The organism is Pseudomonas chaetocerotis, from assembly GCF_015712105.2.
Taxonomy (GTDB): domain Bacteria; phylum Pseudomonadota; class Gammaproteobacteria; order Pseudomonadales; family Pseudomonadaceae; genus Aquipseudomonas; species Aquipseudomonas chaetocerotis.
Window position 1 is genome coordinate 104390 of record NZ_JACFYX020000005.1, and the last position, 14382, is coordinate 118771.

General features: G+C 62.9%; 13 protein-coding genes and 1 pseudogene. 10 read left to right on the top strand and 4 right to left on the bottom strand.

All coding sequences use genetic code 11. The features are described from left to right. Nucleotides 1-273 precede the first annotated feature (273 nt). Nucleotides 274-966, bottom strand: a complete 693-nt coding sequence (locus H3221_RS10450; RefSeq protein WP_196475696.1) for an NUDIX hydrolase — start codon at nt 964-966, stop codon at nt 274-276. Between the two features lie 140 nt (nt 967-1106). Here H3221_RS10450 and H3221_RS10455 point away from each other — a divergent pair, with 140 nt between their 5' ends. Genes H3221_RS10455 through nadE form a run of 3 tightly spaced genes read left to right on the top strand, consistent with a single transcriptional unit; the run spans nt 1107 to nt 3785 of the window. Continuing rightward, nucleotides 1107-1751, top strand: coding sequence for a nicotinamidase (locus H3221_RS10455; RefSeq protein ID WP_196475695.1), 645 nt, complete (start codon nt 1107-1109; stop codon nt 1749-1751). Continuing rightward, nucleotides 1748-2947, top strand: coding sequence for a nicotinate phosphoribosyltransferase (gene pncB / locus H3221_RS10460; RefSeq protein WP_196475694.1), 1200 nt, complete (start codon nt 1748-1750; stop codon nt 2945-2947). The genes H3221_RS10455 and pncB overlap by 4 nt, the downstream gene beginning before the upstream one ends. A 10-nt stretch (nt 2948-2957) precedes the next feature. After that, nucleotides 2958-3785 (top strand): ammonia-dependent NAD(+) synthetase, encoded by an 828-nt coding sequence (gene nadE / locus H3221_RS10465; protein ID WP_196475693.1) that lies wholly within the window; start codon nt 2958-2960, stop codon nt 3783-3785. 132 nt (nt 3786-3917) lie between these two features. On the opposite strand, the pseudogene H3221_RS25800 reads toward nadE, so the two are convergent. Together H3221_RS25800 and dcd are read right to left on the bottom strand one after the other, a co-directional pair. Further along, a pseudogene (locus H3221_RS25800) lies at nt 3918-4103 on the bottom strand (hypothetical protein); the annotation flags it as partial. A gap of 86 nt (nt 4104-4189) precedes the next feature. Next, a complete protein-coding gene (gene dcd, locus H3221_RS10470; RefSeq protein ID WP_004423764.1) occupies nt 4190-4756 on the bottom strand; it encodes a dCTP deaminase in 567 nt (188 codons plus the stop codon). A 300-nt stretch (nt 4757-5056) separates the two neighbouring features. On the opposite strand from dcd, the gene H3221_RS10475 reads away from it, so the two are divergent. Beyond that, nucleotides 5057-5266 carry a cold-shock protein gene (locus tag H3221_RS10475; protein ID WP_004423761.1) on the top strand — a complete coding sequence of 70 codons (210 nt, stop codon included), beginning with the start codon at nt 5057-5059 and terminating at the stop codon, nt 5264-5266. A gap of 125 nt (nt 5267-5391) precedes the next feature. Here H3221_RS10475 and apbC read toward each other — a convergent pair whose 3' ends face one another. Beyond that, nucleotides 5392-6480, bottom strand: a complete 1089-nt coding sequence (gene apbC, locus H3221_RS10480; RefSeq protein WP_196475692.1) for an iron-sulfur cluster carrier protein ApbC — start codon at nt 6478-6480, stop codon at nt 5392-5394. A gap of 162 nt (nt 6481-6642) precedes the next feature. On the opposite strand from apbC, the gene metG reads away from it, so the two are divergent. The 6 genes from metG (at nt 6643) to H3221_RS10510 (ending at nt 14381) form a co-directional block, all read left to right on the top strand. Continuing rightward, a complete protein-coding gene (metG, locus tag H3221_RS10485; protein ID WP_196475691.1) occupies nt 6643-8679 on the top strand; it encodes a methionine--tRNA ligase in 2037 nt (678 codons plus the stop codon). A 21-nt stretch (nt 8680-8700) separates the two neighbouring features. Beyond that, nucleotides 8701-9468 (top strand): DUF4349 domain-containing protein, encoded by a 768-nt coding sequence (locus tag H3221_RS10490; RefSeq protein ID WP_196475690.1) that lies wholly within the window; start codon nt 8701-8703, stop codon nt 9466-9468. Nucleotides 9469-9601: 133 nt separating this feature from the next. Then, entirely contained in the window at nt 9602-10186 is a 585-nt protein-coding gene (rsxA, locus tag H3221_RS10495) for an electron transport complex subunit RsxA (protein ID WP_021488430.1), read from the top strand. After that, nucleotides 10183-10758, top strand: coding sequence for an electron transport complex subunit RsxB (rsxB, locus tag H3221_RS10500; RefSeq protein WP_196475689.1), 576 nt, complete (start codon nt 10183-10185; stop codon nt 10756-10758). The genes rsxA and rsxB overlap by 4 nt, the downstream gene beginning before the upstream one ends. Then, nucleotides 10755-13199: an electron transport complex subunit RsxC gene (rsxC, locus tag H3221_RS10505; protein WP_196475688.1), complete on the top strand. Its 2445-nt coding sequence runs from the start codon at nt 10755-10757 to the stop codon at nt 13197-13199. The genes rsxB and rsxC overlap by 4 nt, the downstream gene beginning before the upstream one ends. Before the next feature lie 150 nt (nt 13200-13349). Continuing rightward, nucleotides 13350-14381 carry an RnfABCDGE type electron transport complex subunit D gene (locus tag H3221_RS10510; protein WP_196475687.1) on the top strand — a complete coding sequence of 344 codons (1032 nt, stop codon included), beginning with the start codon at nt 13350-13352 and terminating at the stop codon, nt 14379-14381. The last annotated feature ends 1 nt before the right edge of the window (nt 14382 follow it).

Consider the following 14382-nt stretch of genomic DNA (forward strand, 5'->3'; position numbering starts at 1 on the left):
AGTCTCAAAGACCATGCATCGATTGAAATGCTCCCCTGGCGCCTCTGGCGCCTATTTTTTTGCCCGCAATTCAGAGAGCGCCTGCAAACAGGCCGTTGAAAAACGTAGGCGAGGCAGCCAGGGCAATACCGGTGGCGGCCCCGCAACAACAGGCGAAAAACGGTCGGAGTCGCGGTCGACTTTACGAGCTGTAAATGAGCATTTTGACTGGGCTCGCACGCGAGTCTCTTTCTAACGCAGCAATGGCAACGTAGGTAGTTTTTCAATGGCCTGCTAGGCCAGCAGGCTACGGTCGAAGATAAACGCCTCACCCTCTTGCGGGCGATGCTCCAGCAGACTCTGCGGGCGCCCCATCTTCGGATAATTCTTCTCGCCGGTATCACTGATCCAACCCTGCGCCTTCATCCGCTCCAGCCTCCCGCGCAAGGTGGTGTGCTGCACCGGTTCGCCCAGACAAGCCTGGAACGCCGTCAGCGCTTCGGTGACGGTGAATCGCGGCGCCAGCAGGTACAGAGGCAGGGAGCTGTAGACCGACTTGCCGCGCAATCGCTCGGACGCCAGGCGCACCAGTTGCGTGTGGTCGAATGGCAACGCCTGCTGCCCTGCAGTTATGAGCGCCAGATCGGCGAAGCGCAAACCTTCATCTTGCGGTACGGCATCAGGCGCCAGCAGCGCCAGATAGCAGGTGCTCAACGACCAGCCGCGCGGATCACGCACGCCATTGCCCACCGTCGCTACCTGCTCCAGATACTGCGGTTGCAGGCGCGCCTTGTCAGCCAGCGCACGGGCAGCGGCGGCGTCCAGGCTGGCATCGACGCAACGACCATTGACCAGCACGCCCGGTAGCGCCCATTGCCCTGCGTAGGGTTCGCGCTGGCGACGCAGCAGCAGCACCTGCAACGCCCCCTCCTCGCTCAGGCGCAGGGCAACGATATCCACCCCGGCCAGAACCTCCACTGCACTCATCCCGTCACTTGCTCCTTCATATACTTATTCCATCTTGACCAATAACTCATTTTTTTTCACGCAGGATTTGGTGAAAACACTTGACTACATATTTCATCAGATGAAATATGTAGTCACTCACCCACGAGACGGAGGGCGCCATGAAGATCGCCAGCTTCGATGTCGATGCCCAGAAAGGCTTCACCCCGCTGTGCCCCAACGAGCTGCCAGTGCCCGAGGGCGACGCCATCGTCCCGGCACTGAATCAATTGGCCGCTCGCGCCCAGCTGCGCATCGGCAGCAAGGATGCCCACAGCCCGCAAGCCGCCTGGGTGGTGCCAGAACACGCGCAGATGCTGCAGCCCCTGCCATTGGCCAATGCCGACCTGACCTGGGTCAGCCACTGCGTGCCCGGCACGCCTGGCTTCGAATTGCTCGATGGCCTGCCAGCGCCACTGGATTACGACTACTTCGTGTGGAAAGGCGTTGAGCCGGACCTGCACCCCTACGGCGCCTGCTATCACGACCTGGCCGAGAAGCGCAGCACGGGCGTGATCGAATTTCTCCGGCAAAATGACGTCGGCCTTGTACTGGTAGGCGGCCTGGCTCTGGACTACTGCGTCAAGACCACCGCTCTGCAGCTGCGCCGTGCCGGCTTCGAGGTGATCGTGCATCTACCGGCCTGCCGCGCAATTGCCAGCGAAACAGCCGAAACCGCCTGCATCGCCATGCGCGAACAGGGCATTACCCTGGCCGCCAGCCTGGAAGAGCTGGATGGCGCCCTAGCCAAGGAGAATCTGCGATGAGCGAGAGCATCTTCGCCGAACGCACCGTGCAGAACCTGCTGGACACCGACTTCTACAAGCTGACCATGATGCAGGCGGTGCTGCACAACTACCCCAACGCAGAAGTGGAATGGGAATTCCGCTGCCGCAGCAGCGAGGACCTGACGCCCTACCTGGCCGAGATTCGCTACCAGATCGAACGCTTGAGCGAGCTGAGCCTGAGTATCGATCAGCTCGCTTTTCTCGAAAGCATTCCCTTCATCAAGCCGGACTTCATCCGCTTTCTGAGTTTGTTCCGCTTCAACCTGCGCTACGTGCACACCAGCATCGAAGACGGTCAGCTGAACATCCGCCTGCGCGGCCCCTGGCTGCACATCATCCTCTTCGAGGTACCGCTGCTGGCCATCGTCAGCGAAGTACGCAACCGCTATCGCTACCGCGAAGTGCTGCTGGAGCAGGCCGCCGAACGGCTGTACGAGAAGCTCGACTGGCTCAAGGCTGAAGCCTCGCCGAGCGAGCTGGCCGGTTTCCAGCTGGCTGATTTCGGTACCCGCAGGCGCTTCTCCTACCGCGTGCAGGAGCAGGCGGTGCATATCCTCAAGCGCGATTTCCCCGGTCGCTTCGTCGGCACCAGCAATGTGCACCTGGCGCGCGAGTTCGACCTCAAGCCCATTGGCACAATGGCCCACGAGTGGCTGATGGCGCATCAGCAGCTCGGCCCACGGCTGATCGACAGCCAGATCGCCGCCCTCGACTGCTGGGTCCGCGAATACCGCGGCTTGCTCGGCATCGCCCTGACCGACTGCATCACCATGGATGCCTTCCTGGCCGATTTCGATCTGTACTTCGCCAAGCTCTTCGACGGCCTGCGCCACGACTCAGGCGACCCTCTGGTGTGGGCGGAAAAAGCCATCGCCCACTACGAGAGACTCGGTATCGACCCCAGGAGCAAGACCCTGGTGTTCTCCGACGGGCTCGACCTGCCCAAGTCGCTACAGCTCTATCGTGCACTTTCCGGGCGAATCCACGTAAGCTTCGGCATCGGCACCAACCTGACCTGTGACATCCCCGGCGTCACCCCCATGAACATTGTGATCAAGATGATCGCCTGCAATGGTCAGCCAGTGGCGAAAATCTCCGATACGCCCGGCAAGACTCAATGCCGCGACGAGAACTTCGTCCATTACCTGAAACACGTCTTTCGCGTTACCCAGTGAGGAGCCAGACATGAGCAACCGCCAAGCCGAAATCGCCGCCGCCCTCGACGTGGTGCCGCCGTTCGCCGACGACGCCGCGCTGAGCGCAGAGATCGAGCGGCGCAAGACCTTCATCAAGAACACCCTGAAGAATTCCGGCCTCAAAGTACTTGTTCTAGGTATCAGCGGCGGTGTCGACTCGCTGACTGCCGGGCGCCTGGCACAGCTCTCGGTCGAGGAGCTGCGCACCGAAACTGGCGATGCTGCTTACCGCTTCATCGCCGTGCGCCTGCCGCACAACGCCCAGCACGACGAACATGACGCCCAGGATTCACTGAAATTCATCCGCGCTGATGAAGAAGACAAGGTGAACATCGCAGGCAGCGTCTCCGGCCTCGGCGAGCAGGTCACTCACCTGCAGAAACTGACCGACGCCCGTCGCGATTTCGTCGTCGGCAATATCAAGGCGCGCATCCGCATGGTCGCCCAGTTCGCCATTGCCAACGCCAACAATGGCCTGGTGATCGGCACCGACCACGCCGCCGAAGCGGTAATGGGGTTCTTCACCAAGTTCGGCGACGGCGCCTGCGACCTTGCACCGCTTTCCGGCCTGGTGAAGAAACAAGTGCGTGCCATCGCAGCGCACCTGGGTGCACCACAGCACCTGGTAATGAAAACGCCGACCGCCGACCTGGAAGAACTGCGCCCGGGCAAACCGGACGAGGAGGCGCATGGCGTCACCTACGCAGAAATCGACGCCTTCCTGCATGGCGAGAAAGTCAGCGACGAAGCCTACGCCACCATCGTTCGCACCTACGACAACACGCGCCACAAACGCGAACTGCCGCTGGTACCCTGAGCGCCGTAGGGTGGAAAGAAAAAGCCGGGCATCGCCCGGCTTTTTCGTCTGCACTGAAAATCAATGCCACTCCCCGGCCATGTGCCCTGCTGACGCAGCGAGGCGCTCAAAGCCCTCACGAGGCCGACACTGGGCAACCGGAGCCGGCGGTGGTTGATCGGGCAGTGTCGGCTCGCCCGGTTCCTGCGGCGGCAAGGGCCTTCCTGGCTGGTCGGGGATATCGGGCTCGGGCTGGCCGGGAATACCTCCCGCATTGATATCGGGCAAAGACATGAGTCGTTCTCCTGAACGTGGACTGTTACAGGTGGAGCCCCACATGAGCAGGAAATTCAGGCTACCCGACCAAGTGCTAGCGCGCACAAAAAAGCCGGGCTGAGCCCGGCTTTCTGACAACGCTACGGTAATCAGGCCTTGGGCAGGGTTACCCCGGTTTGCCCCTGGTACTTGCCGCCGCGATCGCGGTAAGACACCTCACAAGCCTCGTCGGATTGCAGGAACAGCATCTGCGCCACGCCTTCGTTGGCGTAGATCTTCGCCGGCAGGTTGGTGGTATTGGAGAACTCCAGGGTCACGTGACCTTCCCACTCCGGCTCCAGCGGCGTGACGTTGACGATGATGCCGCAACGCGCGTAAGTGCTCTTGCCCAGGCAGATGGTCAGCACGTCGCGCGGGATGCGGAAATATTCGACCGTACGCGCCAGTGCGAAGGAGTTAGGCGGAATGATGCAGACGTCGCTCTTGATGTCGACGAAGCTCTTCTCATCGAAATTCTTCGGGTCGACGATGGCCGAGTGGATGTTGGTGAACACCTTGAATTCATCCGCGCAACGTACGTCGTAGCCGTAGCTGGAAACACCGTAGGAGATGACGCGACTGTCGTCGGCACCGCGTACCTGGCGCTCGACGTAAGGCTCGATCATGCCGTGTTCCTGGGCCATGCGGCGAATCCACTTGTCCGATTTGATGCTCATGGCGAGGTGTCCTGAGTAGGCGGTTACAAGAAAAGTGAGCGCATCTTACCGATGCAGACGCCACGCTTCAAAGATTGCCGGCGCCCCTATCGACCATTATTTGCAAAAAAGCTGCATCGAGCATTCGCACTTGGCGATAAAAACACGTATGGTGTCCCCACTGTGCTGCATGTGTCACCGCGAATCGCTACTTGATGCCTAGATCTCGATCCAAACATCGTCCGACTCCTAGTACTCGTTGCACTCAGTCCCGGCCTGGGCTTTTCCAGGGCTGTTATTACTTTTGTTAGGAGACATCACATGTCCAATCGTCAGACTGGCACCGTCAAGTGGTTCAACGATGAGAAAGGCTACGGCTTCATCACCCCGCAATCCGGTGACGACCTCTTCGTACACTTCAAAGCCATCCAGAGCGATGGTTTCAAGAGCCTGAAAGAAGGCCAGCAAGTGACTTTCGTGGCCACTCGTGGTCAGAAAGGCATGCAAGCTGAGGAAGTTCAGGTTGTCTAACCTGAGCTGACCTGCTTGAAAAGAGCCCCGCCTAGTGCGGGGCTTTTTTGTGGGTGTCTGGACGGTGCTTGTCTCCCCTCCCATTCATGGGAGAGGGTCATTAGAAAGCCGCTGCGCGGCTGCTGTCAGTCCTCACTGATCTCGATACTGGGCATCGCCGGCTTGCCAGCCAGGACGATACGCGCGCCAACCTTGCGCGCCAGGTCCTGATAGATCATGGCGATCTGGCTTTGCGGATCGGCCACCGTGGTTGGCTTGCCATCATCGGCCTGCATGCGAATGGCCATCGACAGCGGCAACGAGGCCAGCAGCTCCACGCCATACTGCGCGGCCAGCTTCTCACCACCGCCCTCGCCGAACAAATGCTCGGCATGGCCGCAGTTGGAGCAGATGTGCACGGCCATGTTCTCCACCACGCCAAGCACAGGGATATGCACCTTGCGGAACATCTCCACGCCTTTCTTGGCATCCAGCAGAGCCAGGTCCTGTGGCGTGGTGACGATCACGCTGCCAGCCACCGGCACCTTCTGCGCCAGGGTCAGCTGGATGTCGCCAGTGCCCGGCGGCATGTCCACCACCAGGTAATCGAGATCGTTCCAGGCAGTCTGGGTAATCAATTGCAGCAAGGCGCCGCTGACCATCGGCCCACGCCACACCATCGGCGTGTTGTCGTCTGTGAGAAAGGCCATGGACATCACCTGCACGCCATGCGCCTCGAGCGGCACGAACCATTTCTGATCCTTGACCTGCGGCCGCGTACCTTCGGCGATGCCGAACATGATGCCCTGGCTGGGGCCGTAGATATCAGCATCGAGAATGCCCACACGCGCGCCTTCACGCGCCAGGGCCAAGGCCAGGTTGGCTGCGGTTGTAGATTTGCCTACACCGCCCTTGCCCGAGGCCACGGCGATCACGTTCTTGACCCCGGCCAGTGCCGGCACCTGGGCCTGGCCCTGATGCGAGTCGATCACGCAATCGACCTTTACCTGCGCACTGTCGACACCATCGAGGTTCTCCAACGCCATCTGCAGCATCTGCGCCCAACCGTTCTTGAACAGGCCGGCGGCATAACCGAGCTGCAAACGCACGCAAACGCGCGCGCCCTGAATGTCGACTTCACGCAGGCAACCGGCACTGACCGGGTCCTGATCAAGATGAGGATCGGTGAACTGACGCAGACAGGCTTCGACCGCTTCGCGGGTGACGGCACTCATGCATGGACTCCAGAAGGCAGCGCAATAACAGGCCGGCATCATAGCAGCAGCAACGAGCCATGCGCGGTACATCGACCGCGCTTGCCTGGTGCAGGTGGCTTGCAGCTTGCCGCTGCTTTATAGTTGCCGACTTCCCTCGTTTTACCAGTGCAGCCGATCACCATGACCGAAGCCCGCAAGATTCTCGTTACCAGCGCCCTCCCCTACGCCAACGGTTCGATCCACCTCGGCCACATGCTCGAGTACGTGCAGACCGACATGTGGGTGCGCTACCAGAAGCTGCGTGGCAACCAGGCCATCTACGTCTGTGCCGACGATGCGCACGGCTCGGCGATCATGCTGCGTGCGGAGAAGGAAGGCATCACGCCCGAGCAGCTCATCGCCAACGTGCAGGCCGAGCACACCGCCGACTTCGCCGACTTCGGCGTGGACTTCGACAACTACCACTCCACCCACTCGGAGGAGAACCGCGAGCTGTCGGCGTCCATCTACCTGGCACTTCGCGAGGCTGGCCATATCGCCACCCGTGCGGTGACCCAGTATTTCGACCCCGAGAAAGGCATGTTTCTCGCCGACCGCTTCATCAAGGGCACCTGCCCGAAGTGCGCCGCCGAGGATCAGTACGGCGACAACTGCGAGAAATGCGGCGCTACCTATGCACCGACCGAGCTGAAGAACCCGCGTTCGGCCATTTCCGGTGCGGTGCCGGTGCTCAAGGAGTCGCAACATTTCTTCTTCAAGCTGCCCGACTTCGAAGCCATGCTCAAGCAGTGGACGCGCAGCGGCACCCTGCAGGACGCCGTGGCCAACAAGCTCGCCGAGTGGCTGGACAGCGGCCTGCAGGAGTGGGACATCTCCCGCGATGCGCCCTACTTCGGCTTCGAGATTCCCGGCGAGCCGGGCAAGTACTTCTACGTCTGGCTGGATGCACCGATCGGCTACATGGCCAGCTTCAAGAACCTCTGCGCGCGCCGTCCGGAACTGGACTTCGACGCGTTCTGGGGCAAGGATTCCAACGCCGAGCTGTACCACTTCATCGGCAAGGACATCGTCAACTTCCACGCCCTGTTCTGGCCCGCGATGCTCGAAGGCGCCGGTTACCGCAAGCCGACCGCGGTGAATGTGCACGGCTACCTGACGGTGAACGGGCAGAAGATGTCCAAGTCGCGCGGTACCTTCATCAAGGCACGCACTTACCTCGATCACCTGAACCCGGAGTACCTGCGCTACTACTATGCCGCCAAGCTGGGCCGTGGCGTGGACGACCTCGACCTGAATCTCGAGGACTTCGTGCAGAAGGTCAACTCGGACCTGGTCGGCAAGGTGGTCAATATCGCCAGCCGCTGCGCCGGCTTCATCCACAAGGGCAATGGCGGCCTGCTGGTCGCCGCCAACCCGGAGCCCGAGCTGTGGGAAGCGTTCCAGGCCGCCGCGCCGAGCATCGCCGACGCTTACGAGGCGCGTGATTTCTCCCGCGCCATGCGCGAGATCATGGCGCTGGCCGACCGCGCCAACGCTTGGATCGCCGACAAGGCGCCCTGGGCCCTGAACAAGATCGAAGGCAAGCAGGCCGAGGTGCAGGAAATCTGCGCGCTGGGCATCAACCTGTTCCGCCAGTTGGTGATCATGCTCAAGCCGGTGCTGCCGAAGCTGGCCGCAGAAGCAGAAGCCTTCCTCAACGTGAAACCGCAAACCTGGTCCGACCTGGCGCTGCCGCTGGCCAATCACCCGTTGAACCCGTTCAACCCACTGCTGACCCGCATTGAGCCAGCAAGGATCGAAGCCATGATCGAAGCCTCCAAGGAAGACCTGGCCGCCGAAGCGCCCAAGCCACAGGGGAATGGCGAACTTGCCAAGGACCCGCTGGCTGCCGAGATCAATTTCGACGCCTTCGCTGCCGTCGACCTGCGTATCGCCCTCATCGAGAAGTGCGAGTTCGTCGAAGGCGCCGACAAGCTGCTGCGCCTGTCGCTGGATATTGGCGACGAGAAGCGCAACGTATTCTCCGGCATCAAGTCCGCCTACCCGGACCCGAGCAAGCTGGAAGGCCGCCTGACCCTGTACGTCGCCAACCTGGCGCCGCGCAAGATGAAGTTCGGCATCAGCGAAGGCATGGTCCTGGCCGCCGGCCCCGGTGGCGAGGACATCTACCTGCTCAGCCCGGACAGCGGCGCCAAGCCGGGTCAGCGCGTCAAGTAAGCCAAGCGCCAGGAGGCAAGGATGAAACCATGGATGGTAGTGCCGCTGCTGGCTTTGCTGGCCGGCTGCTCGGAGCAATCGGGCGCCCCGCTCGGCGGCGCCCTGCAAGGTGAACGCAACAAGGCCGGCAACTACCTGGCCTACGAACACCATGCAGGCATCGAACTGGCAGCCGAGCAGATCGGCGAGCGTATCGCTGCCACGCGCGAAGCCTGCCTGGCCGAGCGCTTCGGCACCTGCAACCTGATTGCCGCCCAGCACAGCAGCGGCCGAGCACCTCACGGCGAACTGACCCTGCGCATCGTGCCGGACGGCGTCGAGGCCATCACCGCGTTGGCCAGCGAGGGCGGCGAGCTGACCCACCGTACCACCCGCGCCGAAGACCTGGCCCAGGCCGTGAACGACAACCGGCGCCAGCGCGAGCAACTGCTGCGCCAGCAACAGACCCTGCAACAGTTCGAAAAGCGCGATGACCTGGCCGTGGCCGACCTACTGGCTCTGGCCCGTGAGCAGGCCGCCCTGGAAGTGCAACTGCAGGTACTGGCGCAAGAGGCTGCCCAACAGCAGCGGCGTCTGGATACCAACCTCCTGACCCTGAATTTCAGCAGCCCCTACGAAAGCTCGCCCCTGGGCCGCATCGGCGACGCCTTCTCGCGCCTGACGGACAACCTCGCCGAAGGCACCGCCAACCTGATCGAGTTCATCGGCTACAGCCTGCCCTTCCTCATCGTACTGTTCCCCGTGGCACTGGGTTTGCGCAAGCTGTGGAAACGCCTCGCCAGCCGCTGAAAAGATCCATACTGCTTGCGACGCGAGGTCGCCAAGGGTAGGCAATTCGCCGCATCCGGCTTGTATGGCCGGGGCGGCTTCCCGATAATAGGCGCCCTTTTCCTATGGCCTTTGCGCACTCGACGGCAACCCGATGACCGAACTCGTCCTGATCATGGTCAGCGCCATCCTGGTCAATAATTTCGTGCTGGTTCAGTTCCTAGGCCTGTGCCCGTTCATGGGCGTGTCGAAGAAGATCGAAACCGCCATCGGCCTGTCCCTGGCCACCACCTTCGTGCTGACCCTGGCCGCCATGTGCAGCTACCTGGTGCAGCAGTACGTACTCAAACCGCTGGATCTGGAATTCCTGCGCACCATCAGCTTCATTCTGGTGATCGCGGTCACCGTGCAGTTCACCGAGATGGTGGTGAACAAGACCAGTCCGCTGCTCTATCGCGTGCTGGGCATCTTCCTGCCGCTGATCACCACCAACTGCATCGTCCTCGGCGTCGCCCTGCTCAACGCCAACAAGGCCGAGTTCACGTTCATCACCGCCACCGCCAACGGCTTCGCTGCGGGTCTGGGTTTCTCCCTGGTGCTGGTGCTGTTCGCCGCCATGCGTGAGCGCATCGCCATCGCCGACGTGCCGAAATCCTTCCAGGGCGCGGCCATCGGCATGATCACCGCCGGCCTGATGTCGCTGGCGTTCATGGGCTTTGCCGGGTTGATCAAGCTATGAGCCTGGTCCTCATCGCCGTACTCGCGCTGCTCGGCCTGTGCCTGATCGCCGGTGCCATCCTCGGTTTCGCTGCGGTGCGCTTCAAGGTCGAAGGCGACCCCATCGCCGAGCAGATCAACGCCCTGCTGCCACAGACCCAGTGCGGCCAGTGCGGCTACCCAGGCTGCAAACCTTACGCCGAGGCGATCGCCGGCGGCGACAAGATCAACAAGTGTCCACCCGGCGGCGAGGCGACCATCCAGGCGCTGGCCGACCTGCTGGATGTCGAGGCAGAGCCGCTGGATGCGGTGGAAGGCGAGAAGCCGCAGATGGTCGCCTACATCCGCGAGGCCGAGTGCATCGGCTGCACCAAGTGCATCCAGGCCTGCCCGGTGGACGCCATCGTCGGCGCGGCGCGGCAGATGCACACGGTGATCATCAGCGAGTGCACCGGCTGCGACCTGTGCGTCGAACCCTGCCCGGTGGACTGCATCGACATGATCGAGGTCGGCAGCACCGTGCAGAACTGGAAATGGGACAAGCCGCTGGCACCCGGCCAACTGATCGCCAGTGACCGGGAGCAGGCGGCATGAGCGCGCAGGAAAGGATCTGGGATATCCCCGGCGGCATCCACCCGGCCGAGCGCAAGGAACTGTCCAATCGCACGCCGATCCAGCGGGCGCCGCTGCCCAAGCGCCTGGTGTTGCCGCTCGGCCAGCATATCGGTGCCGTCGCCGAGCCCTGCGTGGTCGTCGGCCAACGGGTGCGCAAGGGCGAGAAGATCGCCGAGGCCAGCGGCTTCGTCAGCGCGCCGCTGCATGCCCCGACCTCCGGTACCGTCAGCTTTATCGGCCCGCAGCCCTACCCGCATGCCTCCGGCATGCGGGCGCCGGCCATCGTCATCGACAGCGACGGCCTGGACGAATGGATCGAACTGACGCCGCACACCGACTACCGGCATATGGAGTCGGCCGAGCTGCTGGCGCTGATCCGCGAGGCCGGCATCAGCGGCCTGGGCGGCGCCGGTTTCCCCACGGCGGTGAAGCTCACTGCGCGCCCGACGCAGAAGATTCACACGCTGATCATCAACGGCACCGAGTGTGAGCCCTATATCACCGCCGATGACCTGCTGATGCGCGAGCGCGCAACTGAACTGGTGTCCGGCATCGATATCCTGGTTCAGCTGATCCAGCCCGATCAGGTGCTGATCGGCATCGAGGACAACAAGCCCGAGGCCATCGCCGCCGTGCGCGGCGCCTGCAGTGAGCGCAGCTACCAGGTGCGGGTATTCCCCACCAAGTATCCGTCTGGCGGCGAGAAGCAACTGATCCAGATTCTCACCGGTGTCGAGGTGCCCTCGGGCGGGCTGCCGGCCGATATCGGTATCCTCTGCCAGAACGTCGGTACCTGCGCGGCCATTCACGACGCAGTGGTACTTGGCAAGCCGCTGATTTCGCGCGTCACCACCCTGACCGGCGAGGCGCTGGCACGCCCGGGAAACGTCGAGGCACTGCTTGGCGCGCCAGTGGGCGAACTGCTGGCCTTTGCCGGACTGGATAAGACCAAACTCAACCGACTGATCATGGGCGGACCGATGATGGGCTTTACCTTGCCCAGCCTTGACGTACCGCTGATCAAGACTGCCAACTGCCTGCTGGCCAGCACCGCCGCCGAGCTGCCGCCACCTCCGCCAGCCATGCCCTGCATCCGCTGCGGTGAGTGCGCCGAAGCCTGCCCGGCCAGCCTCCTGCCGCAGCAGTTGCATTTCTTTGCCCTCGGCCAGGAGCACGAGCAACTCAAGGCGCATAACCTGTTCGACTGCATCGAGTGCGGCGCCTGCGCCTACGTCTGCCCATCGAGCATTCCGCTGGTGCAGTACTACCGCGCAGCCAAGGCGGACATCCGCGAGCTGGAACAGAAGCAACTCAAGGCCGAGCACTCCAGGCAGCGCTTCGAGCAGCGCCAGGAACGCCTGCGCCGCGCCGAGGAGCAGAAGGAAGCCGAGCGCAAGGCCCGCGCCGAGAAAGCCGCCCGTGCCAAAGCCGCGCAAGCCGATGCACCAGCTGTAGCGGCAGCCGCGCCGGTCGACGAAGCGCTGAAGAAGCTCAAGATCGAAGCCAGCATGGCCCAGGTCGCGCTGAAAAAAGCGGAAAAACAGCTGGCCGCACACGATACGCCGGAGCTGCAGGCCCAGGTCAATGAGCTGCGCGCCGCCGCCGAGGCAGCGCAGAAGGCCCTGGCCGATGCCCAGGCTGCTGCACCGTCACCGGCACTCAAACCCGCCGGTGACGATGCGCTGAAGAAAGCCAAGATCGAAGCCGCCATGCTCAAGGCCCAGTTGCGCAAGCTGGAGAAACTCGACAGCCCGGACGACGAGCAACAAACCGAAATCGCCCGCCTGCGCCAGCAGCTTGAAGCCGCCGAGAAGGCCCTGGCCGATGCCCAGGCTGCTGCACCTGCTCCCTCACCCAAGCCAGCCGGCGAGGAAGCCTTGAAGAAGGCCAAGATCGAAGCGGCCATGCTCAAGGCCCAGCTGCGCAAGCTGGAAAAGATCGAAGCCCCGGACGACGAGCAGCAAGCCGAGATCGCCCGCGTGCGCCAGCAGCTTGAGGCCGCCGAGAAGTCCCTGGCTGATCTGCAAAACCAGGCGCCTGCGCCAGTTGCCAAACCTGCTGGTGACGACGCACTGAAAAAGGCCAAGATCGAGCTGGCGATGAAACGTGCGGAGCTGAAAAAGGCCGAGAAGGCCGGCAGCGACGAAAGCGCGCTGCAACCACTACGCGATGCCCTGGCCACTGCCGAGCAGGCCCTGCATGCTGCCGAAGCGAATTCGGACAAACCGGCCCCGGAGCTGGTGCGCAGCGAACGCCCCGGCGTGGATACCGAACTGAAAGCCTTGAAAACCGAAGTGGCCTTCGCCCGCGCCGATCTGCGCAAGCTGGAGCGTGATGACAACGCCGCAGCCGATGCGATGGAGCAGGCCCGCACACGCCTGGCCAAGGCCGAACGCAAGCTGGCGGAATACCAGCCGTAACGCCTCTCCCGGATTGCATCCGGGCTACAAAAGAAACCCATCGCGCCGGAACAGCCGGGCGACACAGACAACCGTAGCCCGGATGCAATCCGGGGAATGAACATCAACTGCGATCACTACGAGCGCAGTAACAGAACCACCGGAGCGCCGATGGCCCTGCCCCGCATCACATCGCCCCACGCCACGGGCAGCAACCGTACCCAGCAGATCATGCTGCAGGTGCTGCTGGCCACCGTGCCGGGCATCCTCGCCCTGACCTGGTTGTTCGGCGCCGGCACGCTGTTCAATCTGGTATGGGCCTGCCTCTGCGCGCTGGGCTTCGAAGCCGCGCTGCTGACCGCGCGCCAGCGCCCGCTGGCGTTCTTCCTCAAGGACTACAGCGCCCTGGTCACCGCCGTGCTGCTGGCTTTGGCACTGCCGCCCTATTCGCCCTGGTGGCTGACCCTGGTCGCCTGCGGTTTCGCCATCGGCTTCGGCAAGCAACTCTACGGTGGACTCGGGCAGAACCCGTTCAACCCGGCCATGGTCGGCTACGTGGTGGTACTGATTTCCTTCCCGGTGGAGATGACCAGTTGGCCGGCGCCACACGGCGTCGCCGCGCTGGATGGTCTCAAGCACATACTCGGCATTGCCAGTCTCCCAGACGGCTGGGCGCAAGCCACCGCGCTGGACGCACTCAAGGTCAACAAAAGCCTGACCATCGACGAACTACACGCCAGCCATGCAGCCTTCGGTCACTTCGGCGGAGCCGGCAGCGAGGCGGTCAACCTGGCGTTTCTCGCTGGCGGCCTGTACCTGCTGCACAAGCGTCTGATCACCTGGCACGCACCGCTGGGCATGCTCGCCGCGCTGTTCGTCATGAGCCTGCTGTTCTGGAATGGCAGCGGCTCGGACTCCAACGGCTCGCCGCTGTTCCACCTGCTGACCGGCGCCACCATGCTCGGCGCCTTCTTCATCGTCACCGACCCGGTTTCCGGTGCCACCAGCAACCTGGGGCGCCTGGTGTTCGGCATCGGCGTCGGCGTGCTGGTCTACGTGATCCGCGCCTGGGGCGGCTACCCGGACGCGGTGGCCTTCGCCGTGCTGCTGATGAACCTGGCGGCGCCGACCATCGACTACTACACGCGGCCGCGCAGCTACGGCCACCGCAAGCCCAACAGCGGCTTCAAGCTGGGAGAATGAA

What these genes read in the sequence shown, in the direction of transcription:
- rsxB (WP_196475689.1), top strand. Translation starts at nt 10,183, where the DNA reads ATGAGCCTGGTCCTCATCGCCGTACTCGCGCTGCTCGGCCTGTGCCTG.
- rsxA (WP_021488430.1), top strand. Translation starts at nt 9,602, where the DNA reads ATGACCGAACTCGTCCTGATCATGGTCAGCGCCATCCTGGTCAATAAT.
- rsxC (WP_196475688.1), top strand. Translation starts at nt 10,755, where the DNA reads ATGAGCGCGCAGGAAAGGATCTGGGATATCCCCGGCGGCATCCACCCG.
- apbC (WP_196475692.1), bottom strand. Translation starts at nt 6,480, where the DNA reads ATGAGTGCCGTCACCCGCGAAGCGGTCGAAGCCTGTCTGCGTCAGTTC.
- pncB (WP_196475694.1), top strand. Translation starts at nt 1,748, where the DNA reads ATGAGCGAGAGCATCTTCGCCGAACGCACCGTGCAGAACCTGCTGGAC.
- H3221_RS10455 (WP_196475695.1), top strand. Translation starts at nt 1,107, where the DNA reads ATGAAGATCGCCAGCTTCGATGTCGATGCCCAGAAAGGCTTCACCCCG.
- H3221_RS10510 (WP_196475687.1), top strand. Translation starts at nt 13,350, where the DNA reads ATGGCCCTGCCCCGCATCACATCGCCCCACGCCACGGGCAGCAACCGT.
- H3221_RS10490 (WP_196475690.1), top strand. Translation starts at nt 8,701, where the DNA reads ATGAAACCATGGATGGTAGTGCCGCTGCTGGCTTTGCTGGCCGGCTGC.
- metG (WP_196475691.1), top strand. Translation starts at nt 6,643, where the DNA reads ATGACCGAAGCCCGCAAGATTCTCGTTACCAGCGCCCTCCCCTACGCC.
- dcd (WP_004423764.1), bottom strand. Translation starts at nt 4,756, where the DNA reads ATGAGCATCAAATCGGACAAGTGGATTCGCCGCATGGCCCAGGAACAC.
- H3221_RS10450 (WP_196475696.1), bottom strand. Translation starts at nt 966, where the DNA reads ATGAGTGCAGTGGAGGTTCTGGCCGGGGTGGATATCGTTGCCCTGCGC.
- nadE (WP_196475693.1), top strand. Translation starts at nt 2,958, where the DNA reads ATGAGCAACCGCCAAGCCGAAATCGCCGCCGCCCTCGACGTGGTGCCG.
- H3221_RS10475 (WP_004423761.1), top strand. Translation starts at nt 5,057, where the DNA reads ATGTCCAATCGTCAGACTGGCACCGTCAAGTGGTTCAACGATGAGAAA.